Source organism: Mesorhizobium sp. M0751, assembly GCF_040320265.1.
GTDB lineage: Bacteria > Pseudomonadota > Alphaproteobacteria > Rhizobiales > Rhizobiaceae > Mesorhizobium.
Window position 1 is genome coordinate 22038 of the sequence record NZ_JAMYPH010000019.1, and the last position, 17169, is coordinate 39206.

The following is a 17169-nucleotide window of genomic DNA, read 5'->3' on the forward strand; positions in this document are numbered from 1 at the left end:
GCGAATTGCTTGGGCCGGTACATTCGTCAGGGAAGGGCGATTGCGCCGCCGCCGGGGCTCGCCTATCACGGGAAAAATGTCTCCGCTTACCGAAACCGTCCTCTTCGTCTTCAGTCTTGTCGGGCTCGGCTATCTTGCCGGGTTCACCGGCTATTTGAAGCCGGCGAGCGGCGAGGGCGTATCCGAATTCGCCATCAACGTGGCAATGCCGCTTTTGCTGTTCCAGACCATGGTAAAGGCCGATTTCCACGGCGTGGCGCCGTGGTCGCTATGGGGCGCTTATTTCGCGGCGGTAGCGCTCACCTGGGCCGCCGGCCATCTGGTCATTACGCGCATCTTCGGGCGGGACGCCCGCGCCGGCGTCGTCGGCGGTGTGTCGTCGTCCTACTCCAACGTTGTACTGCTCGGCGCGCCCTTCATCATCGGCGTGTTCGGGCCGGCCGGGTTCGAAGTGCTGTCACTGCTCGTTTCCATTCACCTGCCGGTGATGATGATGGCCTCGATCATCCTGTTCGAGATGTTCGGCCGCGGCGGCAGCGAGCCTGTGCATCCGCTCCGCGTCGTCAGGAGCTTTCTCAGGAGGGTATTCATCAATCCGCTGATCATCGGCATACTGGCCGGGCTGGCGTGGCGCTTCACCGGTGCGCCGCTGCCGGTGCTTGCGACGCGGCTGACCGACGCGCTGGCCGGGACGGCCGCCCCGGTGGCGCTGTTTGCCATGGGGCTCAGCCTGCGCCGCTTCGGCATCTCCGGCAATGTAAGGCCGGCGCTGGCGCTGTCGGCGCTGAAACTGTTCCTGATGCCGGCGCTGGTTCTCGGCCTGGTCTGGCTGATCGGCCTGCCGCCTTTGACGGCCAAGGTGGCGGTCATGGTTGCGGCGTTGCCGTCCGGCATCAATTCCTATCTCATCGCGGTGCAGTTCAACACCGGCCAGGCGCTGGCATCGAACCAGATGACCATCGCCACCGCCTGCGCGGTCGTGACCACTGCGTTTTGGCTGGCCGTGGTCGTCCATGTTTTTGGATAGGGTATGTCGATATTCAGGTGATGCCGGCCTGCGAGTGGCGGTTTCCTGCGCTTCCGGTACTCACGGACCCGAATGTCCGCTCCGTCCCGGTTCTCGGAACCCACCCTTCTCGACTCGGCCTGACCTGAATCTCAACAAACCCTGGAGCCTTGGTTGGGATCGCTCTCGCTTTGGCTGGCCCAAACCCTATATGCCATCTTGTGATTGCTTGCGGGGCTTGCCCTGGGCTAAGAGCAGTGGCTCTAGCGATGCTATCGCGCACGTCCATTCACGAAATCAGCGACCGGCCCGCCAGGTGCCGAACGGAGGCGAGATCATGCTTCAGAAAACCAGCCATTTCATGCGGCAGGCCAATCTCATCAATGGCGAATGGGTGCAGGCCGATTCAGGCCAGATGGTCGACGTCAACAATCCTGCCACCGGCCTCAAGATCGGAACCGTGCCGAAGTCGGGCAAGGCCGAGACGCGCCGCGCCATCGAAGCCGCCGACGCTGCCTTCAAGACATGGCGCAAGACCACCGCGCTCGAACGCTCGAAGCTGTTGCGCAAGCTGCACGACGCGATGATGGACAATCAGGACGTGCTGGCCGAACTGCTGACTATCGAGCAGGGCAAGTCGCTGTTCGAATCGAAGGGCGAGATCGGCTCGGCCGCGTCCTACATATTGTGGTTCGCCGAAGAGGGCCGCCGCACCTATGGCGACGTCGTGCCGTCGCCCTGGGCGGACCGCCGTATCCTGGTGACCAAGGAGCCGGTCGGCGTCATCGCCGCCATCACGCCATGGAATTTCCCGTCCTCGATGCTGGCCCGCAAGCTCGGCCCGGCGCTGGCCGCCGGCTGCACCGCCGTGGTCAAGCCGGCGTCGCAGACGCCTTATTCGGGCCTTGCCTGGGGCGCGCTGGCCGAGGAAGTCGGCTTCCCGAAGGGCGTGATCAACATCCTGACGGGTGCCGCCGGCGAGATCGGCGACGAAATCTGTGCCAACCCGCTGGTCAAGAAGATCACCTTCACCGGCTCGACCGAGGTCGGCAAGATCCTGATCCAGAAGTCGTCGGTGACCGTCAAGAAAGTGTCGATGGAGCTCGGCGGCAACGCGCCGTTCATCGTCTTCGACGACGCCGACATCGAGCGGGCCGTCGCTGGCGCCATCACCGCCAAGTACCGCAATTCCGGCCAGACCTGCGTCTGCACCAACCGCTTCCTGGTGCAGGCCGGCATCTATGACCAGTTCGTCGAAAAGCTGGCTGCTGCGAGCAACGGGCTGAAGGTCGGTTCCGGCCTCGAAGACGGCGTCCAGCAGGGACCGCTGATCGACGAGAAGGCGGTGGAGAAGGTCGAGGAGCTGATTGCCGACGCTACCGCCAAAGGCGGCAACGTCGTCGCCGGCGGCAAGCGCCACGCGCTCGGCGGCTCGTTCTTCCAGCCGACGGTGATCGCCAATGCGACGCCGAAAATGCGCTTCATGAAGGAAGAAATCTTTGGCCCGGTGGCGCCGGTGTTCAAGTTCGAGACCGAGGAAGAGGCCGTAGGACTCGCCAACGACACCGAGTTTGGCCTGGCCTGCTATTTCTACACCGGCGATCTCGGCCGCGCCTTCCGGGTCATGGAAGGGCTCAAATACGGCATGGTCGGCGTCAATGAAGGGCTCATCACCACGCCTGAGGCGCCGTTCGGCGGCGTCAAGGAATCGGGCCTGGGCAAGGAAGGCGGCCATCAGGGCATCGAGGACTATCTCGACACCAAATATGTCTGCATCGGCGGACTTGGTCTCTAGAAGCCTCATGCGGTAACACCGAAAACGATCCTGGGCCGCTTCGGAAGGCCAGGCTGGCATCGGGCAACGAACTTGCGAGCATGGCGATGAAGGACGGCGAGGTTTTCGGTACGACGCAGGCGGGCGAGGAAGTCCGCCGCTTCACCATCCGTGGCGGCGGCCTCACCGCCAACATTATCGGCCTGGGCGCGATCATCCAGGATCTGCACCTGGCCGGGCACGAGGCGCCATTGGTGCTCGGCTACGATCGTTTCGAGCACTATGAGACGGATATCGCCTTCTTCGGCACTGTCGTCGGGCGCTACGCCAACCGTATCCGCGACGGCCGCTTTACGCTTGCCGGCAAACGCTACCAGACCGAGCGTAATTTCCTCGAAAAGCACACGCTGCATGGCGGTTCGCAAGGTTTTTCGCGCCGTGCCTGGGCGGTTTCGCTGCATGGCAGGGATTTTGTCACACTGACCCTGCACGACCCCGACGGCACGATGGGCTTTCCCGGCGCGCTCGACGTGACCTGCACCTACCGGCTGAAGATCCCCGGCACGCTCAGCGTCGAACTGACCGCCACCTGCGAGGAGCCGACGCTCTGCAACCTCACCCAGCATTCCTATTTCAACCTGGATGACGGCGGCACCAGCGACATTCTCGACCACCGGCTGATGCTGAATGCCGGCGCCTATCTGCCGGTCGACGCGGATCTGATCCCGGCAGGCACGGTCAAGCCGGTCGACGGCACCCCCTTCGATTTTCGCCAGGCGCGGCCGCTGCGCATGGAGACCGAGGGGGAACAACTCCCCTACGACCAGAATTTCTGCCTCGCTTCGACGCGCGGGCCGCTGAAGCAGGCGTCGTGGGCGCAAGGGGCGAATTCCGGCGTCGAGATGGAGCTCTGGACCACCGAGCCAGGTGTCCAGCTCTATACCGGCCAGTATCTGGCGCCGTCCTCGCCTGGATTGGGCGGACGCCAGTACAAGGCGTTTTCAGGCTTCTGCCTGGAGCCGCAAATCTGGCCGGATGCGCCGAACCGGCCGTATTTCCCGCAAGCCACGCTATGGCCGGGCCAGATCTACCATCATGTGACGGAATACCGGTTCAGGCTGCCTTAGGGCAGGAGTGCCCGTTGCCGAAGCGTACGACTTGAGCGTCGCCCTCGGGTCCGTGGTCGGCGGCAGAACTTCAGCTACCCGGCGCACCAGGGTTATCTCAGAACCGGCTGGAGCGTTCTTCCGGCTGAGGCGACTTCAAGCCCTGACACGAGCATTCCGGGTCAGCGGGAAGTCGCGCGGCGGTCTCCAGCGCGACCCGCGAGGCTGTCATGGAGAGACTGGGCAGCACGTCCTCCTGCAGCAATTTCTGGCGATTGCGATCCATATAGTCGTTGAAGCCCGCCGTCACGAATGCGAAAGGCACGAAACACGCGCCGATCTCGCGCGACAAGGTCGCCTCAGGGGCGATGGAATGGTTGAGTACATCCGCCCCCATGCCCCGATACGCCAAGGCTTCGGCTGGCGTTGTCAGCCGGGGTCCATAACAATGGGCAGCCACCAACTGCTGTTCGATGCCGTAAACGCGGCATTCGGCTGGCCAATGACGCCGGGCCGTTTCAACCAGAACCGCCGCACATCTTGGACACACGATCTGCTTGCCCGAACAGTCAAAGCTCTGGCGGTCAGGAAGCAGTGAAAACGGGGTCTGCGTCAGTTCGATGATATCGGCGGCCACCACCATGTCGCCCGGCTGGATCGCCTTGTTGACGGCGCCCACAGTCGAGCAGGCGAGAACTTGCCGTACACCCGCCCGCATCAATACCCAGAACGCGCGGCGATGGCAGGAATGGTCGATACGGTCGCGGGGATTGCCGTGCGAATACATGCACAACGCGCGTTTTGCTCTCCCTTCGGCTGTGATCGACGCATCGAACTCGAGCAGCTTCCAGTTGTCGGTACGACCGAAAGGCGTTTCAAAACTCATGTCGCGCCGCAAGGTGCGCACGCCATCGAATTCGACATCTTCCGGGAAGGCAAGCCCCCAGTTTGCCGACCCGGTGATGATGGCCAACCCTACCTGAGGGACGTCCGTCGAATGATCCGCCGGAGCACCGGCTGCGTAGTGATTGGTGGGCATGTTTCCAGTCTCGGTCAGGATTTTTGGCGAAGGGTCACAATCAGGACCACGGCCACGACGATGACGGTCCACAATGTCGAGATCGCCGCAATGGTCGGATCGATCTGATCGCGCAGCGACAGGAACATAAGCTTCGGCATCGTGCTGTTGCGACCACTTGCGACGAAGATCGAAATCACAGACTCGTCGAGCGAAGTCAGGAACGCCATCAATGTCGCCGACAGCAAGCTGATCCGAAGTTGCGGAACGATTATTCCGCCAATGGACCTGGCCCAGTTTGCACCGAGGCTGCGCGCCGCCTGAACCTGGTTCCAGTCAAAGCGGGCGAGAGCGGGTAGCAACACAATGCAGGCGACCGGAACGGCCAACACCACATGTCCGACCAGCACACCGAATAGCGTTCCGATCAGATGTTGTGCGGCCAACACAAAGAAGAGACCTATCGCAAGCAGGATTCCTGGGGTGATCGAGGGGGTTAGCAGGACGCTCTGGATGGCCGCAGCGGACTTTCCGCCCAGCCGATTCATTGAAATGCAGGCGAGCAGCGCAAAGGGCACGGCGATCAACGCCGTCAACGTCCCAAGGATCAAACTCGTTCTGAGCGCGGCCATCCACGTTGCCGAGCCGAAGAAGTTCTCGTACCAGCGCAACGAGTAGGCGTGCGGCGGAAACTCGAGGAGATTCGACGCCGAAAAGGAAAGCGGCACCACAACGAGCGTCGGCAGCATCAGAAATGCCATGACAAGAGCGGCAAAGCTCCAGAGCAAGATACGGGCGAGCCTGTTTTGCGGATAGGCTTCAAGCATGGGAGGCTTCCACGGTGTTCCGGGCCACCAGGCGGCGTGCCGCCAGCAACATCACACCGATCAGCGCCATCAGAACGAGGAGCAGAATGCCCAGGACGCTCGCCGCCCCCCAGTCCTGAAAGGTCGATAGTGTACGCTCGATCCGGGTAGAGAGCGGATTTACCTTGCCGCCGCCAAGCACCGCCGGCGTGATGAAAAAACCTATGGCGTAGATGAGGACGATGATCGAACCCGAGAAGATGCCGCCCGCCGAAAGTGGCATGATGACTGTGCGGATGACCTGTCTGAGAGTGGCTCCCATGCTTGCTGCCGCGCGAATGAGATTTGGGTCGATATCGCGCATCGCAGCATAAACAGGCAGCAGAAAAAGCGGCAGCATGTAGTGCACCATGCCGATGAGCGTTCCCGTGAAGTTGTAGACCAGCGGCAATGGCTCCGCCGTCAGGCCTGAACCGGTCAAAGCAGCGTTGATCAGGCCATCGCGCCGCAAGAGCACGAGCCAACCATAGGTGCGCACCAGAATAGAGGTCCACAGCGGCAGCATGACGAACGCCATGAGCACGTTGGCCAGCCTTGGTCTGACGCTGGCCAGCGCCAGCGCCAGAGGGGTGCCGAGAACAATGCACGCCGCCAGCGTACCCAAGGACAGTTCGAGGGTCGTGACGAGCGCCGACCATGTCAGTCCGCTCGAAAGGACCTTCTGGTAATTGCCGACGGTGTACTCGCCCCCGGTGGTCAGGAAGGATTGCCGGACGATCCAAAGGATGGGCAGTATCGCCGCCAGTCCAACGATGAACAGCGCCGGGAGCGAAAGTGAAAGAAAAAACCGCCGCTCGCGCCGCGCATCCGCCACGAGCGCCGGGTCCCGGAAGACGGTCACGCCATCGCTCCCGGTATCGCGTGAACCTTCGCTGCTGGTGCATATGCGGTCATCCGCTGACCGGCGGCAAGCTCGGCGCAGCCGCCGGCCAGTGCTGCCGGAATGCAGACAAGAACCTCTTGCCCGCCGTCAAGCGCCAGCGTCAAAAGCCAGTTCTCGCCGCGGAACGCTTTGGCGCGCAGTATTCCTTCGAGAGCCACTCCGTCTCCCCCGACGAGCTTCGCATCAAGATGGAAGCTTTCGGCGCGGATCATCAGAGTTTCGCGTGATGCTTCGGCGCCGTCGATTCTGCGTGCCGAGCCCGGGGCCACAATGTTGGCCTCGCCCATGAACTCCGCGACGAAGCGGGTCAATGGACGATCATAAATCCGCTGCGGTGTATCTATCTGCTGGATGCGGCCAGAATTCATCACCGCAATCCGGTCAGACATAATCAGCGCTTCGCGCTGGTCGTGGGTTACATAGATTGTGGTGATCCGTAGATGATCATGCAGACGCCGGATCTCATACTGCATGGTCTCGCGCAGGTTCTTGTCGAGTGCCGACAGCGGCTCGTCCATCAACATCACGCGCGGTTCGAAGACGATAGCCCGCGCCAATGCCACCCGTTGACGTTGGCCGCCGGATAGTGCGGCAATATTGCGCTCCGCCAGACCATCCAGCTTCACGCGGGCCAAGGTATCAAGCGCCCGCTGACGTGCCTCCGCTCTCGGTACCTTGCGCAGCATCAGCGGATACGCGACGTTCGCCAGGACATTCATGTGGGGAAACAAGGCGTAATTCTGGAATACTATGCCGATGTCTCGTTTGTTGGGCGGCAGGCGGGTGATGTCTCGATCGCCCAAGAAAAGTTTACCGGAATCCGGCCGGACAAAACCGGCCAGAGCCATGAGTAAAGTGGTTTTGCCCGATCCCGATGGCCCTAGCAGCGTGAGGAATTCGCCAGCCTGAATGTCGAGCGAAACATCATCCAGTGCGACGTAGGACCCATAAGCCTTGTGCACGCTTTCGATGGTGATCGCGAGCGACTTCATCATGTGCTCCAGCCTTGAAGCGCGTCGCGTTCGACCAGCCTCACGCGACACGCTTCAGGTTCTTGTTTTCATGCATGTCGTTGTCGCGCGCTGCACATTTTTGCGCGACATGCGTTAGAGCTGAGGGTCAGCGGGCCATCATTTCATCGAAGGCTCTTTGGGCAGCCTCGCCATTCTTGACCCACCATTCTGAATTGGAAAACACCGAAGTGCCAGCATTTTCAGGCGCGGTCGCAAGGGTCTTCAGACGGTCCGCGGGAATAAGGCCACCCTCATATGCCGCAGGATTGACTGGGCCGTAGGCAATGAAATCGGTCAGCTTGGCAACGCGCGCGGGTTGCGTCATCGCTGCGATGAGCTTCATCGCGGCTTCCTTGTTCGGCGCTCCCTTCGGCACCCCAAGGCAGTCCGTGCCGATGACCGAACCCTTGAACGTGTAGTCAGCCGCGCCGCCATCTGCTTTCACGGTTTGGGCCCGTCCGTTCCAGGTAATAACCAAATCCGCCTCACCGTCTTTCAGCAACTGCGCGGACTGGGCCCCCGAGGTCCACCACACGGCGACATCTGGTTTGATCGCTTCAAGCCGCTTGATGGCGCGTTCTAGCCCTTCCGGCGTACTGAGCACGGAATAGACGTCCGCCGGTGCCACGCCGTCGGAGAGAAGCGCGATCTCGATCGAATCTTGCGCATTGGCGCGCAACGCGCGACGGCCAGAAAATTTGGCAACATCCCAGAATTCCGCCCACGTCTTCGGCGGGTTTTGGCCATAGGTCTTGGTGTTCCACGACATGACGGTGCCATAGGAATCGAACGGATAGCAGTAGTCGGACTTCGCACCCTCCGGCACGGATTTCGGATCGATGATCTTGTAGTCGAGTGGCTCAAGAAGCGACTGTGCGGCAGCCTGCGCGCCTTCCGGCGAACCCAGGTGGACGATGTCGGTCGTGACCGCACCCGAGGTAACCTGCATCTTCAGGGCGGCCAGGCCGTCGCTCTGCGTCTCCTCGCGGACATCATAGCCAAGCTCTTTTGCAGCGGGGCCCCACATGGCCTCCTTTATGGCGTTGCCATAATCGCCACCTGCGGTCGTGATGGTGACCGTCTGCGCGTGCACGGGCAGGGCAGCCGAGATTGCGAATGCTGTTAAGGAAATGCGTAGCCAGGACATAGGTTCTCCTCCCCAACTTTTATGGAATATCGCTTGAAGAGCCATTATTTTGTAATCGTAACGTTACGATTGCATCTGAATGCGCTAGAGTCAAGCTGCTTCCTGCGGGAGTTTGGATTGACCGGGATGTCGAATTCGGCAACGTTATGGCGGTCAGCAAATCAGCCGGCGCTTTCGCAAATGAAGTCGGGCGAACAATGGCCAATCTAAAGCAGATCGCCGCGGAACTTTCCCTGTCGGTGACCACGGTATCCCGCGCTCTGAAGGACGGGCCGGAAGTGCTGCCCTCGACCATAGCCCGCGTCAAGGAGGCGGCTAAGCGGGTCGGCTATTTACCAAATCATCATGGTCGCGCGCTCAAAACCGGTCGAACGCAGACGCTGACGGCGGTACTCCCGATGGAGACCCGAGACCATCTGTCCGATCTGTTGAAGCTTCCTTTAATCGAAGGCATGACGCTGGCGGCGCGGCAAGCCGGTTATAGTCTGTCCATCTATTCCACCACGCCCGACGACGATCCCGTCGAGAGTGTGCAGCGGCAGCTTCAGGCGCGCAGCGCAGACGGCCTGATCATCACGCGCCTGGTATCGGCTGATCCGCGCGTCAAGCTGCTGCTTGATAAACGCATGCCATTCGTCGCGTTTGGAAGAACCGACCTGGATATTGCGTATCCCTATGTCGATGTCGACAATGAACAGATTGCCTACGAGGCGACCCGGCGGCTCATGGATATGGGCTGTCGACGCATTGCGCTGCAACTTCTCGTTCCGGAGGACCAGACGAGTGCCATGCGTCTTTCCGGGTATGGAAGGGCAATGGCCGAGGCCGGTATTCCGATCGACCAATCGTTGATCGGCCATGGCATGTTCACGATGGAATCGAGCGCGGGCTGGTTCGATCGCTTGCTGGCGTCATCAGATCCGCCGACTGGCCTGGCGTGCGCCAACGAACTGGGCCTTCTGGGAGCGTTGCACGCTCTCGGCAAGCGGGGTCTTACACCGGGCCGCGACGTCCACATCGTCAGCCGTGACAGCACGCGGCTGGCACGTTTCCTGCCGGCAAAGATCGGAGTTCATTTCGTGGATATGGCTGGTGTTGGACGCAAACTTATCGAAGTCCTGGAGAGCCGGATCATCAATCCGCTTGGGCCGGTGGAGACAGTCTTGGTGCAAGGCAGTTTCGAGCCGGCCGAATAGTCCAGGCTGCCCTCAGGAGGCCACCTCGTCTTGAACCGGCCGGATCAGCGCCTTTGCGGCAGCTGCTCCCGCCGCAAGGATACGATCCGACAATTCCGTCCCTTCCACGGCGCGCGCGAGTTGAAGCGCGCCGATGAGCGTTGCAAACATGCCCAACGCAGCGCCCTCTGGATCATTGGTCTGCGGCAGAGCTTCGGCTATCTGTCGCACCAGGGATTGAACGCGCTCGGCGTAGAGGGCCCGCGTTTCAGGCGGCTGCCGCGCGATTTCCGGCAACAACGCGGCCGAAGCGCAGCCCTTTCCAGGATTGTCCCGGTGCTCGGCCGATAGATATGCCTCTATGGCCATTTCCGGGCCGCCGGCGTCCAACGCTTCCTGCACTTGATGCGACTGCGCGTCCAACGCCGCCGCCACGCTTTCACGGACGAGCTCCGCCTTGGACTGGAAGTGCGGATAGAAGGCGCCGTTCGTCAGCCCGGCGTCGCTCATGATGGTCGCAAGCCCGGACGCCGCGATGCCGTCAGATCGAAAACGTTCGGCGGCGACCTCCATGATCCGGCTGCGTGACGCGTCTTTTCGGCCCTTTTCGTAGCGCATGGTCTTTCTTTCCTGTCCTGCTATTGCATTATGCTCATAATCTGATATTACGACCATAATTCAATTCGTGGAAATATGCTAGACCTCTCGAACCTGGAACATCAAAAATGAATGGGAATTCTGAAAAGACCGCAATCGTGACCGGAGCCTCCTCAGGCATCGGCCGCGCCAGCGCCGAGGCCTTGGCGCGGGCGGGTTTCACTGTCTTCGGGACAAGTCGCCGCAAGACCAGTAATGGCCCAAATGGAGTGACCATGCTGGCATGCGACGTGACCGATGATGCGGCCGTCAATGCGCTCGTTGCCACCGTGCTCGCGCAGACCGGCCGGATCGACCTCCTGGTCAATAATGCCGGTGTCGGCCTGCTAGGCGGCGCAGAGGAATCCTCGGTCGCACAGGTACAAGCCCTGTTCGACGTCAATCTGTTCGGCGTCATGCGAATGACCAATGCGGTGTTGCCGTCGATGCGGCGGCGCGGCAAAGGGCGCATCATCAATATCGGCTCCATTCTGGGATTGGTACCCGCGCCATACTCAGCTCATTACTCGGCAGTCAAGCACGCGCTCGAGGGCTATTCGGAATCGCTTGACCACGAGGTGCGCGCCTTCAACGTCCGAGTTTCCGTCATCGAGCCGGCATTCGTCCGCACCGTCTTCGACCAGAACGGCATCGAGCCGGATTCGCTGTTGAAGGAATACGATCGGGCTCGAGCCGGGCTCAAGGCGCTGCTGAGCGATGTGATGCCCAAGGCCGATCGGCCGGAAGTGGTGGCGGATGTGGTTGTCAAGGCAGCGACCGATGCCCGTCCGCGACGGCGCTATACCGCTGGCAAGGCAGCGCGCCAGGTCAGCCTGCTGCGCCGCTTCGCCCCCGCGGGGATTTTCGACAAGAGCCTGCGCAAGCAGTTCCGACTGCCGGTCTGAACGACAGCGAGCCAGAGGATTTCACGCACATGCGACTAGCAACCACAACACATTTGGCCAGGCCCTACGAGACGGAGGCGCCAAACATGACACATACATCCAATCGGCCGCCGCGTTCACCGGCATTGTTCGAGGACGCGCCAACGCGCGCGGTCGATGTCGGCGGCACAGCATTTGCTTACAGGGAACTCGGGTCCAGGGCGGGCGTGCCGGTGATCCTGCTCAACCATCTGGCTGCTCAGCTGGACAATTTTGATCCGCGCATCGTCGATGGCCTCGCTGCGACCCGGCGGGTGATTGCCTTCGACAATCGCGGCATCGGTGCTTCGGGTGGCAAAACTCCGTCGACCATTTCCGGCATGGCGCGGGATGCGGTCGCCTTTGTCCGGGCGCTGGGGTTCGAAGAAGTCGATCTCTTCGGCTTTTCACTCGGCGGCTTCGTAGCGCAGGAGATCGTGCTGACTGAGCCCAAGCTTGTGCGCAAACTCATCCTGGCTGGCACGGGGCCGGCCGGTGGGCAAGGCATCGACAAGGTGACGCCACTGACGATCGTGGACATGATCAAGGGCGCGCTGACTTTGCGGGATCCGAAATACTATCTCTTCTTCACAAGAACGCCGAATGGCCGCCGCGCCGCAGACGCATTTCTGAAACGGCTGAAGGAGCGCCGGACCAACCGGGACAAGGCGGTATCGCTGAGCGCGTTCGGCGCGCAACTCAAGGCGATCAAGGCCTACGGACTCCAGGCGCCACAAGACCTGAGCACCATTCGCATTCCCACTTTGGTTGCGAATGGCGACCAGGACAGGATGGTGCCGAGCAGCAATACCTACGATCTCGCCGGGCGTATCCCGGGGGCGCATCTGGTCATCTATCCGGATGCCGGGCATGGCGGGGTATTTCAGAACTACGCCGATTTCGTCCCGAAAGCCCTGTCCTTCCTCGAGGCTGAGGCCTTGCCGCAGGGCGGCCATGCAGCTGAAAACGTTCGGCTTGTTTCGTCCCGAACAGCAACAGACATTCCTAGAAAGTAACTGCCATGAAGGCATTCGTTGTCGATAAGTATAATAAAAAGGGCATTCTGCGGCTGGCCGAAATGCCGGAGCCGCAGCTGCAGGACAGCGATGTTCTGGTCGAGGTCCATGCCGCAGGGGTGAACCTGCTCGATTCCAAGGTCAAAACCGGAGAATTCAAGCTCATCCTGCCCTACCGCCGGCCCTTCATCCTGGGCCACGACGTGGCTGGGAAGGTTGTTCGCGTGGGATCGAAAGTCCGCAAGTTCAAGGCAGGCGACGAGGTCTATGCGCGGCCGCGCGATGGCCGGATTGGGACATTCGCCGAATTCATTGCCGTGAATGAAGCCGACGTGGCCTTGAAGCCTGCGAATCTCAGTATGGAAGAGGCGGCGTCGATTCCCCTGGTCGGTCTCACCGCCTGGCAGACGCTCATCGAACGGGCAAACCTGAAGAAGGGACAGAAGGTCTTCATTCAGGCTGGTTCCGGCGGCGTCGGGACATTTGCCATTCAGTTGGCCAAGCACCTCGGCGCGACCGTTGCAACAACCGCGAGCGCGGCGAGTGCCGATCTGGTCAAAAGTCTCGGCGCCGTTGTCGTCGTCGACTACAGGAAAGACGACTTCGAGAAAGTTCTGTCGGGCTACGACGTCGTCTTGAATAGCCAGGACGCCAAGACACTGGAAAAATCCCTGAGCGTGCTGAAACCGGGTGGCAAGCTCATCTCCATCTCCGGTCCACCGGATCCCGAATTTGCCAGGGAAAAGGGACTGAATTTGATGCTGAGGCTGGTGCTGCGCCTACTCAGCCGCGGTATTCGGGCCAAAGCCAAGCGCCGTGGTGTGCAGTTTTCGTTCCTTGTCATGTGGGCGCAGGGCGATCAGCTGAGCAAAATCTCCGCCCTCATCGAAGCCGGCGCGATCCGCCCGGTTGTGGATCGGGTCTTCCCATTCGAAGCGACCAATGACGCCCTGGCCTATGTCGAAACAGGACGCGCCAAGGGCAAGGTCGTCATCAAGGTCAGATAGCAAGTCCTTCGAACGCTGCCCGCAGCGTCTCGAACGGCGCGAGTGCGCCGCGCACCTGCACGACGGCGGCGGCGACGCGATGAGCGCGCTGCACCGCCTCAGTCGGCGCATGGCCGGCAAGGCGGGCGGCGAGATAGGCGCCGTTGAAGGAGTCGCCGGCGCCGGTGGTGTCGACCGGGTTGGCGACGTGCACCGCCGGAACCGATTGCAAGGTCCCGTTTTGCGCTATCAGCGCCGGTTCCTCGCCGTTCTTGACGACGACTTCGCCGACCAGTTTTCGCAGCCGGTCGGCTGTTTTCTGCGGTGTCGTATCACCAAACAGCATCTGCTCGTCGGGAAAGGTCGGGAGCGCGATATCGGCGACGGCGAGCGCCTCGAGGATCGCGGCCTGCGCTTCCTCGCACCGGCGCCATAGCCGCGGCCGGTAATTGGGATCGAAGGCAATCAGCGAGCCGGCCACGCGCGCCTCGGCCACGGCCGTCAGCAGCACCTTGCGTGCGTCGTCGTCTAGGATTGCCAAGGTGATGCCGGAAAAATAGACAAGCGCCTGGTTTTCAAGGCTTTTCTGCAGAGCGGCTGGGTCGGAAGCCAGCTGCCTGGCGGCCGCATCGGCCCGCCAATAGGTGAAAGAACGTTCGGCGCCGGTCAGCGTGATCGCATAGAGGCCGGGGCGGGCGCCCGCTATCACCGGGCTGGCGCCGATGCCGATGCCGTTCTCGGCCAGGAACTTGATCTGGTCGCGTGAGAACGGGTCGTCGCCGAAGGCCGACACATAGGTCGCCGGCCGCTCGCTGCTCAAGGCATGCAGCGCCCACAAAGTGTTGAACGTGTCGCCGGCAAAGCCCATGCGCCAGTTCGGCCCGACCTGGCCCGAAAGCTCGAGCATGCACTCGCCGATCGAGGCGATGCCGTTTCCTGCCATGAAGCACTCCTCCATCCTGCAATTGCGGTGCTGTAGCTTTTTGCGGCCGGCAGCGCCATGCTTGGCGACGGCGGATTCTTGCACTGGGCGCGATTTCCCACAGGGGCGTGGGACGCGATCTGCCCAGCGAAACGTTATCCGCAGAACAGGAATGGGTTTGGCATCGTTATGGCGTTATCTTCTTGGAGGCCTCGGCCTGGCTGCCTTGCTCGCCGGCGTGCTGGCAATCGTCTATCTGACGGCGCCGCATGCGCCGCAATCAAGCTCGGACGTAGGCCGTTCCAAGACGACGGCGAACAAGCTGTTCGTGGCGACTTTCGAGCCGGAGAAAGGCGTCATCCGGCAGGGCGAACTGGAATCCTGGCTGCTGACGCTGAAAACCGTCGAAGGTGCGCCGGTGGAAGGTGCTGCGATAACGATTTCCGGCGGCATGCCGCGGCACAAGCACGGCCTGCCAACCAGCCCGCAGGCGACCGATTACCTCGGCGCGGGGCGCTATCGCATCGACGGCGTGAAATTCACGATGAGCGGGTGGTGGCAGTTGCATTTTGCCATTTCCGCTGCGGCCGGTTCGGACACTGTCGTCTTCAACGTGGTGCTGTGAGGCACTGATGAGCCGGTTTTCCAGCCTTCTCGCGTTGGTGATGGTAGCCGTGCTCGCCGGCTGCGGCAGACCGGAGTTTTCCGATGCCGAAAAGCAGACCATCGCCTCGCTGGCGCTGTCCAAGCTGCCGCCGCTGAAGCCCGACACCACCAACCGCTTTGCCGACATGCCGGCCGCCGCGGCACTCGGCTCGACGCTGTTTTTCGACACCGGCATGAGCGGCGGCGGCACCGTATCATGCTCGACTTGCCACAAGATCGACCGCCAGTTCCAGGACGACCTGCCCCAAGCGGTCGGCGTCGGCCGCACCAACCGGCGTACCATGCCGTTGGCCGGCGTCGCGCATGATCCCTGGTTCTTCTGGGACGGGCGGCGCGACAGCCTGTGGGCGCAAGCACTGACACCGCTCGAAAATTCGCTGGAGCAGGCCGGCAACCGTGCCGCCTTCGCGCATTACATCAAGGCCCGCTTCGGCGAGCGTTATGAGCGCATCTTCGGGCCGCTGCCCGATCTTTCCGCTGTGCCGGCCAATGCCAGCCCGCTCGGCACCGATGCGGAGAAGGCGGCCTGGAACGCCATGCCCGCCAGCCAAGCCGAGGAGGTCAACCGCGTCTTTGCCAATATCGGCAAGGCGATCGCCGCCTTCGAGCGCTCGATCGCGCCGCCGCAGACACGCTTCGACCGCTTCGCCATCGACGTGGCCGCGGGCGCCGAGCCGAAAGGCGACGCCGCCTTTTCGCCGGAGGAAATCCTCGGCCTGAAGCTGTTCATCGGCAAGGCCAATTGCGTGACCTGCCACAATGGCCCGCGTTTTACTGACGGCAGCTTCCACAACACCGGGGTGCCGCCGGTCGCGGGCCTGCCGCCGGATCACGGCCGTGTCGACGCGGTACGCCAAGTCGAGGCCGATCCGTTCAACTGTTTCGGCGCCTTTCGTGACGGCGATGCCAGCGCCTGCCGCGAACTGCGCTTCATGGTCAAGACCGGGCCGGAACTCGTCCGCGCCTACAAGACGCCGTCGCTGCGCGGCGCCGCCACCCGGCCGCCCTACATGCATGCCGGGCAGTTTTCCTCGCTCGACGAAGTGGTGGCGCATTATTCCAAGGCGCCGGCAAGTGTCGAAGGCACGTCCGAGATCCACCCGCTGCAGCTCTCTGACCGCGAGCGCGCGGCACTGGTGGCGTTTCTGAAGACGCTGGCGGAGTGAGGCCGGGTTAGTCTGCGACAAGAGCGGACCATCGTCTTGGGCCGCCAAGCAACGTTGACACGATGCAGGGTCGCTGCTCATGACAACATAGGCGCAAAGTGCGATACCTCAGGCTGTGGGAGGATAAAGATGCAGCCACTTGTCATCGACGCAAAACCTCAACCTGTTTCAATTGACCCCTCCAAGACTGCAGTTCTCGTCGTGGACATGCAGAATGACTTCGGCTCGAAAGGCGGGATGTTCGACAGAGCCGGCATCGATATCTCCGGGATTCAAAAGGCTGTCGGCCCTACTGCAACCGTAACAGCGGCCGCTCGCAAGTTGAGACTGCCCGTCATCTATCTGAAGATGGGGTATCATTCCGACCTTTCGGATCTCGGGACATCGGATGCCCCCAATCGTCTCCGACATCTCCAGATCTTTGGGGTCGGTGAGAAAATGACAGCGCCGGATGGCAGCGAGAGCCGGATTCTGATCCGCGACACCTGGGGAACAGACATCGTCAACGACCTAAGGCCGGAGGCGGGGGATGTTGTCCTCTACAAAACCCGGTTCAGCGGCTTCTACGAGACCGAACTCGATGCTGTTCTGAAGGCCGCAGGCATCAAACAGCTCATCGTGACTGGCTGCACGACGAGCGTGTGTGTGGAGTCGACAATTCGGGATGCCTTCTTCAGGGACTATCACTGCATCCTGCTGACGAATTGTACGAGTGAACCGATCGCATTGGACGCCCCACGGAGCAACCATGACGCCTCAATTACGCTCGTGCAGATACTCTTTGGATGGACATCGACGTCCGACCATTTCCTGAAGGCGATCCAGGAGCAATTTCAGGAGCGTCTTGAACGAGCCGGATGAGCTGA

General features: G+C 61.7%; 17 protein-coding genes. 10 read left to right on the forward strand and 7 right to left on the reverse strand.

Annotated elements, in window-relative coordinates:
* Positions 1–76: 76 nt before the first annotated feature.
* The 3 genes from NKI19_RS24960 (at position 77) to NKI19_RS24970 (ending at position 3907) form a co-directional block, all read left to right on the forward strand.
* Positions 77–1027: an AEC family transporter gene (locus NKI19_RS24960; protein WP_352490678.1), complete on the forward strand. Its 951-nt coding sequence runs from the start codon at positions 77–79 to the stop codon at positions 1025–1027.
* A 316-nt stretch (positions 1028–1343) separates the two neighbouring features.
* Complete coding sequence (locus NKI19_RS24965; protein ID WP_352490677.1) at positions 1344–2801, forward strand: NAD-dependent succinate-semialdehyde dehydrogenase; 1458 nt, start codon at positions 1344–1346, stop codon at positions 2799–2801.
* A gap of 80 nt (positions 2802–2881) precedes the next feature.
* Complete coding sequence (locus tag NKI19_RS24970) at positions 2882–3907, forward strand: aldose epimerase family protein (RefSeq protein WP_352565437.1); 1026 nt, start codon at positions 2882–2884, stop codon at positions 3905–3907.
* A gap of 97 nt (positions 3908–4004) precedes the next feature.
* Here the strand turns inward: NKI19_RS24970 and NKI19_RS24975 are convergent, their stop codons facing one another.
* The 5 genes from NKI19_RS24975 to NKI19_RS24995 form a co-directional block, all read right to left on the reverse strand.
* Positions 4005–4925, reverse strand: a complete 921-nt coding sequence (locus tag NKI19_RS24975; RefSeq protein WP_352490675.1) for a phosphorylase family protein — start codon at positions 4923–4925, stop codon at positions 4005–4007.
* Between the two features lie 14 nt (positions 4926–4939).
* A complete protein-coding gene (locus tag NKI19_RS24980; RefSeq protein ID WP_352490674.1) occupies positions 4940–5731 on the reverse strand; it encodes an ABC transporter permease in 792 nt (263 codons plus the stop codon).
* Positions 5724–6611, reverse strand: a complete 888-nt coding sequence (locus NKI19_RS24985; RefSeq protein WP_352490673.1) for an ABC transporter permease — start codon at positions 6609–6611, stop codon at positions 5724–5726. The genes NKI19_RS24980 and NKI19_RS24985 overlap by 8 nt, the downstream gene beginning before the upstream one ends.
* Complete coding sequence (locus tag NKI19_RS24990; protein ID WP_352490672.1) at positions 6608–7645, reverse strand: ABC transporter ATP-binding protein; 1038 nt, start codon at positions 7643–7645, stop codon at positions 6608–6610. Before NKI19_RS24990 ends, NKI19_RS24985 begins: the two co-directional genes overlap by 4 nt.
* A gap of 127 nt (positions 7646–7772) precedes the next feature.
* On the reverse strand, positions 7773–8813 hold the full coding sequence (locus NKI19_RS24995) for an ABC transporter substrate-binding protein (RefSeq protein WP_352490671.1): 1041 nt from the start codon (positions 8811–8813) through the stop codon (positions 7773–7775).
* A gap of 146 nt (positions 8814–8959) precedes the next feature.
* Here NKI19_RS24995 and NKI19_RS25000 point away from each other — a divergent pair, with 146 nt between their 5' ends.
* Positions 8960–10009: a LacI family DNA-binding transcriptional regulator gene (locus tag NKI19_RS25000; RefSeq protein ID WP_352490670.1), complete on the forward strand. Its 1050-nt coding sequence runs from the start codon at positions 8960–8962 to the stop codon at positions 10007–10009.
* A gap of 12 nt (positions 10010–10021) precedes the next feature.
* On the opposite strand, the gene NKI19_RS25005 is transcribed toward NKI19_RS25000, so the two are convergent.
* Positions 10022–10606 carry a TetR/AcrR family transcriptional regulator gene (locus tag NKI19_RS25005; RefSeq protein ID WP_352490669.1) on the reverse strand — a complete coding sequence of 195 codons (585 nt, stop codon included), beginning with the start codon at positions 10604–10606 and terminating at the stop codon, positions 10022–10024.
* Between the two features lie 107 nt (positions 10607–10713).
* On the opposite strand from NKI19_RS25005, the gene NKI19_RS25010 reads away from it, so the two are divergent.
* The 3 genes from NKI19_RS25010 to NKI19_RS25020 all read left to right on the forward strand — a co-directional run bounded on the left by NKI19_RS25010 (position 10714) and on the right by NKI19_RS25020 (position 13570).
* Positions 10714–11529 (forward strand): oxidoreductase, encoded by an 816-nt coding sequence (locus NKI19_RS25010; RefSeq protein WP_352490668.1) that lies wholly within the window; start codon positions 10714–10716, stop codon positions 11527–11529.
* Between the two features lie 86 nt (positions 11530–11615).
* On the forward strand, positions 11616–12563 hold the full coding sequence (locus NKI19_RS25015) for an alpha/beta fold hydrolase (protein ID WP_352490667.1): 948 nt from the start codon (positions 11616–11618) through the stop codon (positions 12561–12563).
* A gap of 5 nt (positions 12564–12568) precedes the next feature.
* Complete coding sequence (locus NKI19_RS25020; RefSeq protein ID WP_352490666.1) at positions 12569–13570, forward strand: NADP-dependent oxidoreductase; 1002 nt, start codon at positions 12569–12571, stop codon at positions 13568–13570.
* Here the strand turns inward: NKI19_RS25020 and NKI19_RS25025 are convergent.
* A complete protein-coding gene (locus NKI19_RS25025; RefSeq protein ID WP_352490665.1) occupies positions 13563–14492 on the reverse strand; it encodes a sugar kinase in 930 nt (309 codons plus the stop codon). The genes NKI19_RS25020 and NKI19_RS25025 overlap by 8 nt on opposite strands.
* 157 nt (positions 14493–14649) lie before the next feature.
* Between NKI19_RS25025 and NKI19_RS25030 the strand changes: the two genes are divergently transcribed.
* The 3 genes from NKI19_RS25030 (at position 14650) to NKI19_RS25040 (ending at position 17164) form a co-directional block, all read left to right on the forward strand.
* On the forward strand, positions 14650–15096 hold the full coding sequence (locus NKI19_RS25030; protein WP_352490664.1) for a FixH family protein: 447 nt from the start codon (positions 14650–14652) through the stop codon (positions 15094–15096).
* Between the two features lie 7 nt (positions 15097–15103).
* Positions 15104–16303, forward strand: coding sequence for a cytochrome-c peroxidase (locus NKI19_RS25035; RefSeq protein WP_352490663.1), 1200 nt, complete (start codon positions 15104–15106; stop codon positions 16301–16303).
* Positions 16304–16432: 129 nt separating this feature from the next.
* Positions 16433–17164, forward strand: coding sequence for a cysteine hydrolase family protein (locus NKI19_RS25040; protein WP_352490662.1), 732 nt, complete (start codon positions 16433–16435; stop codon positions 17162–17164).
* Positions 17165–17169 lie beyond the last annotated feature (5 nt).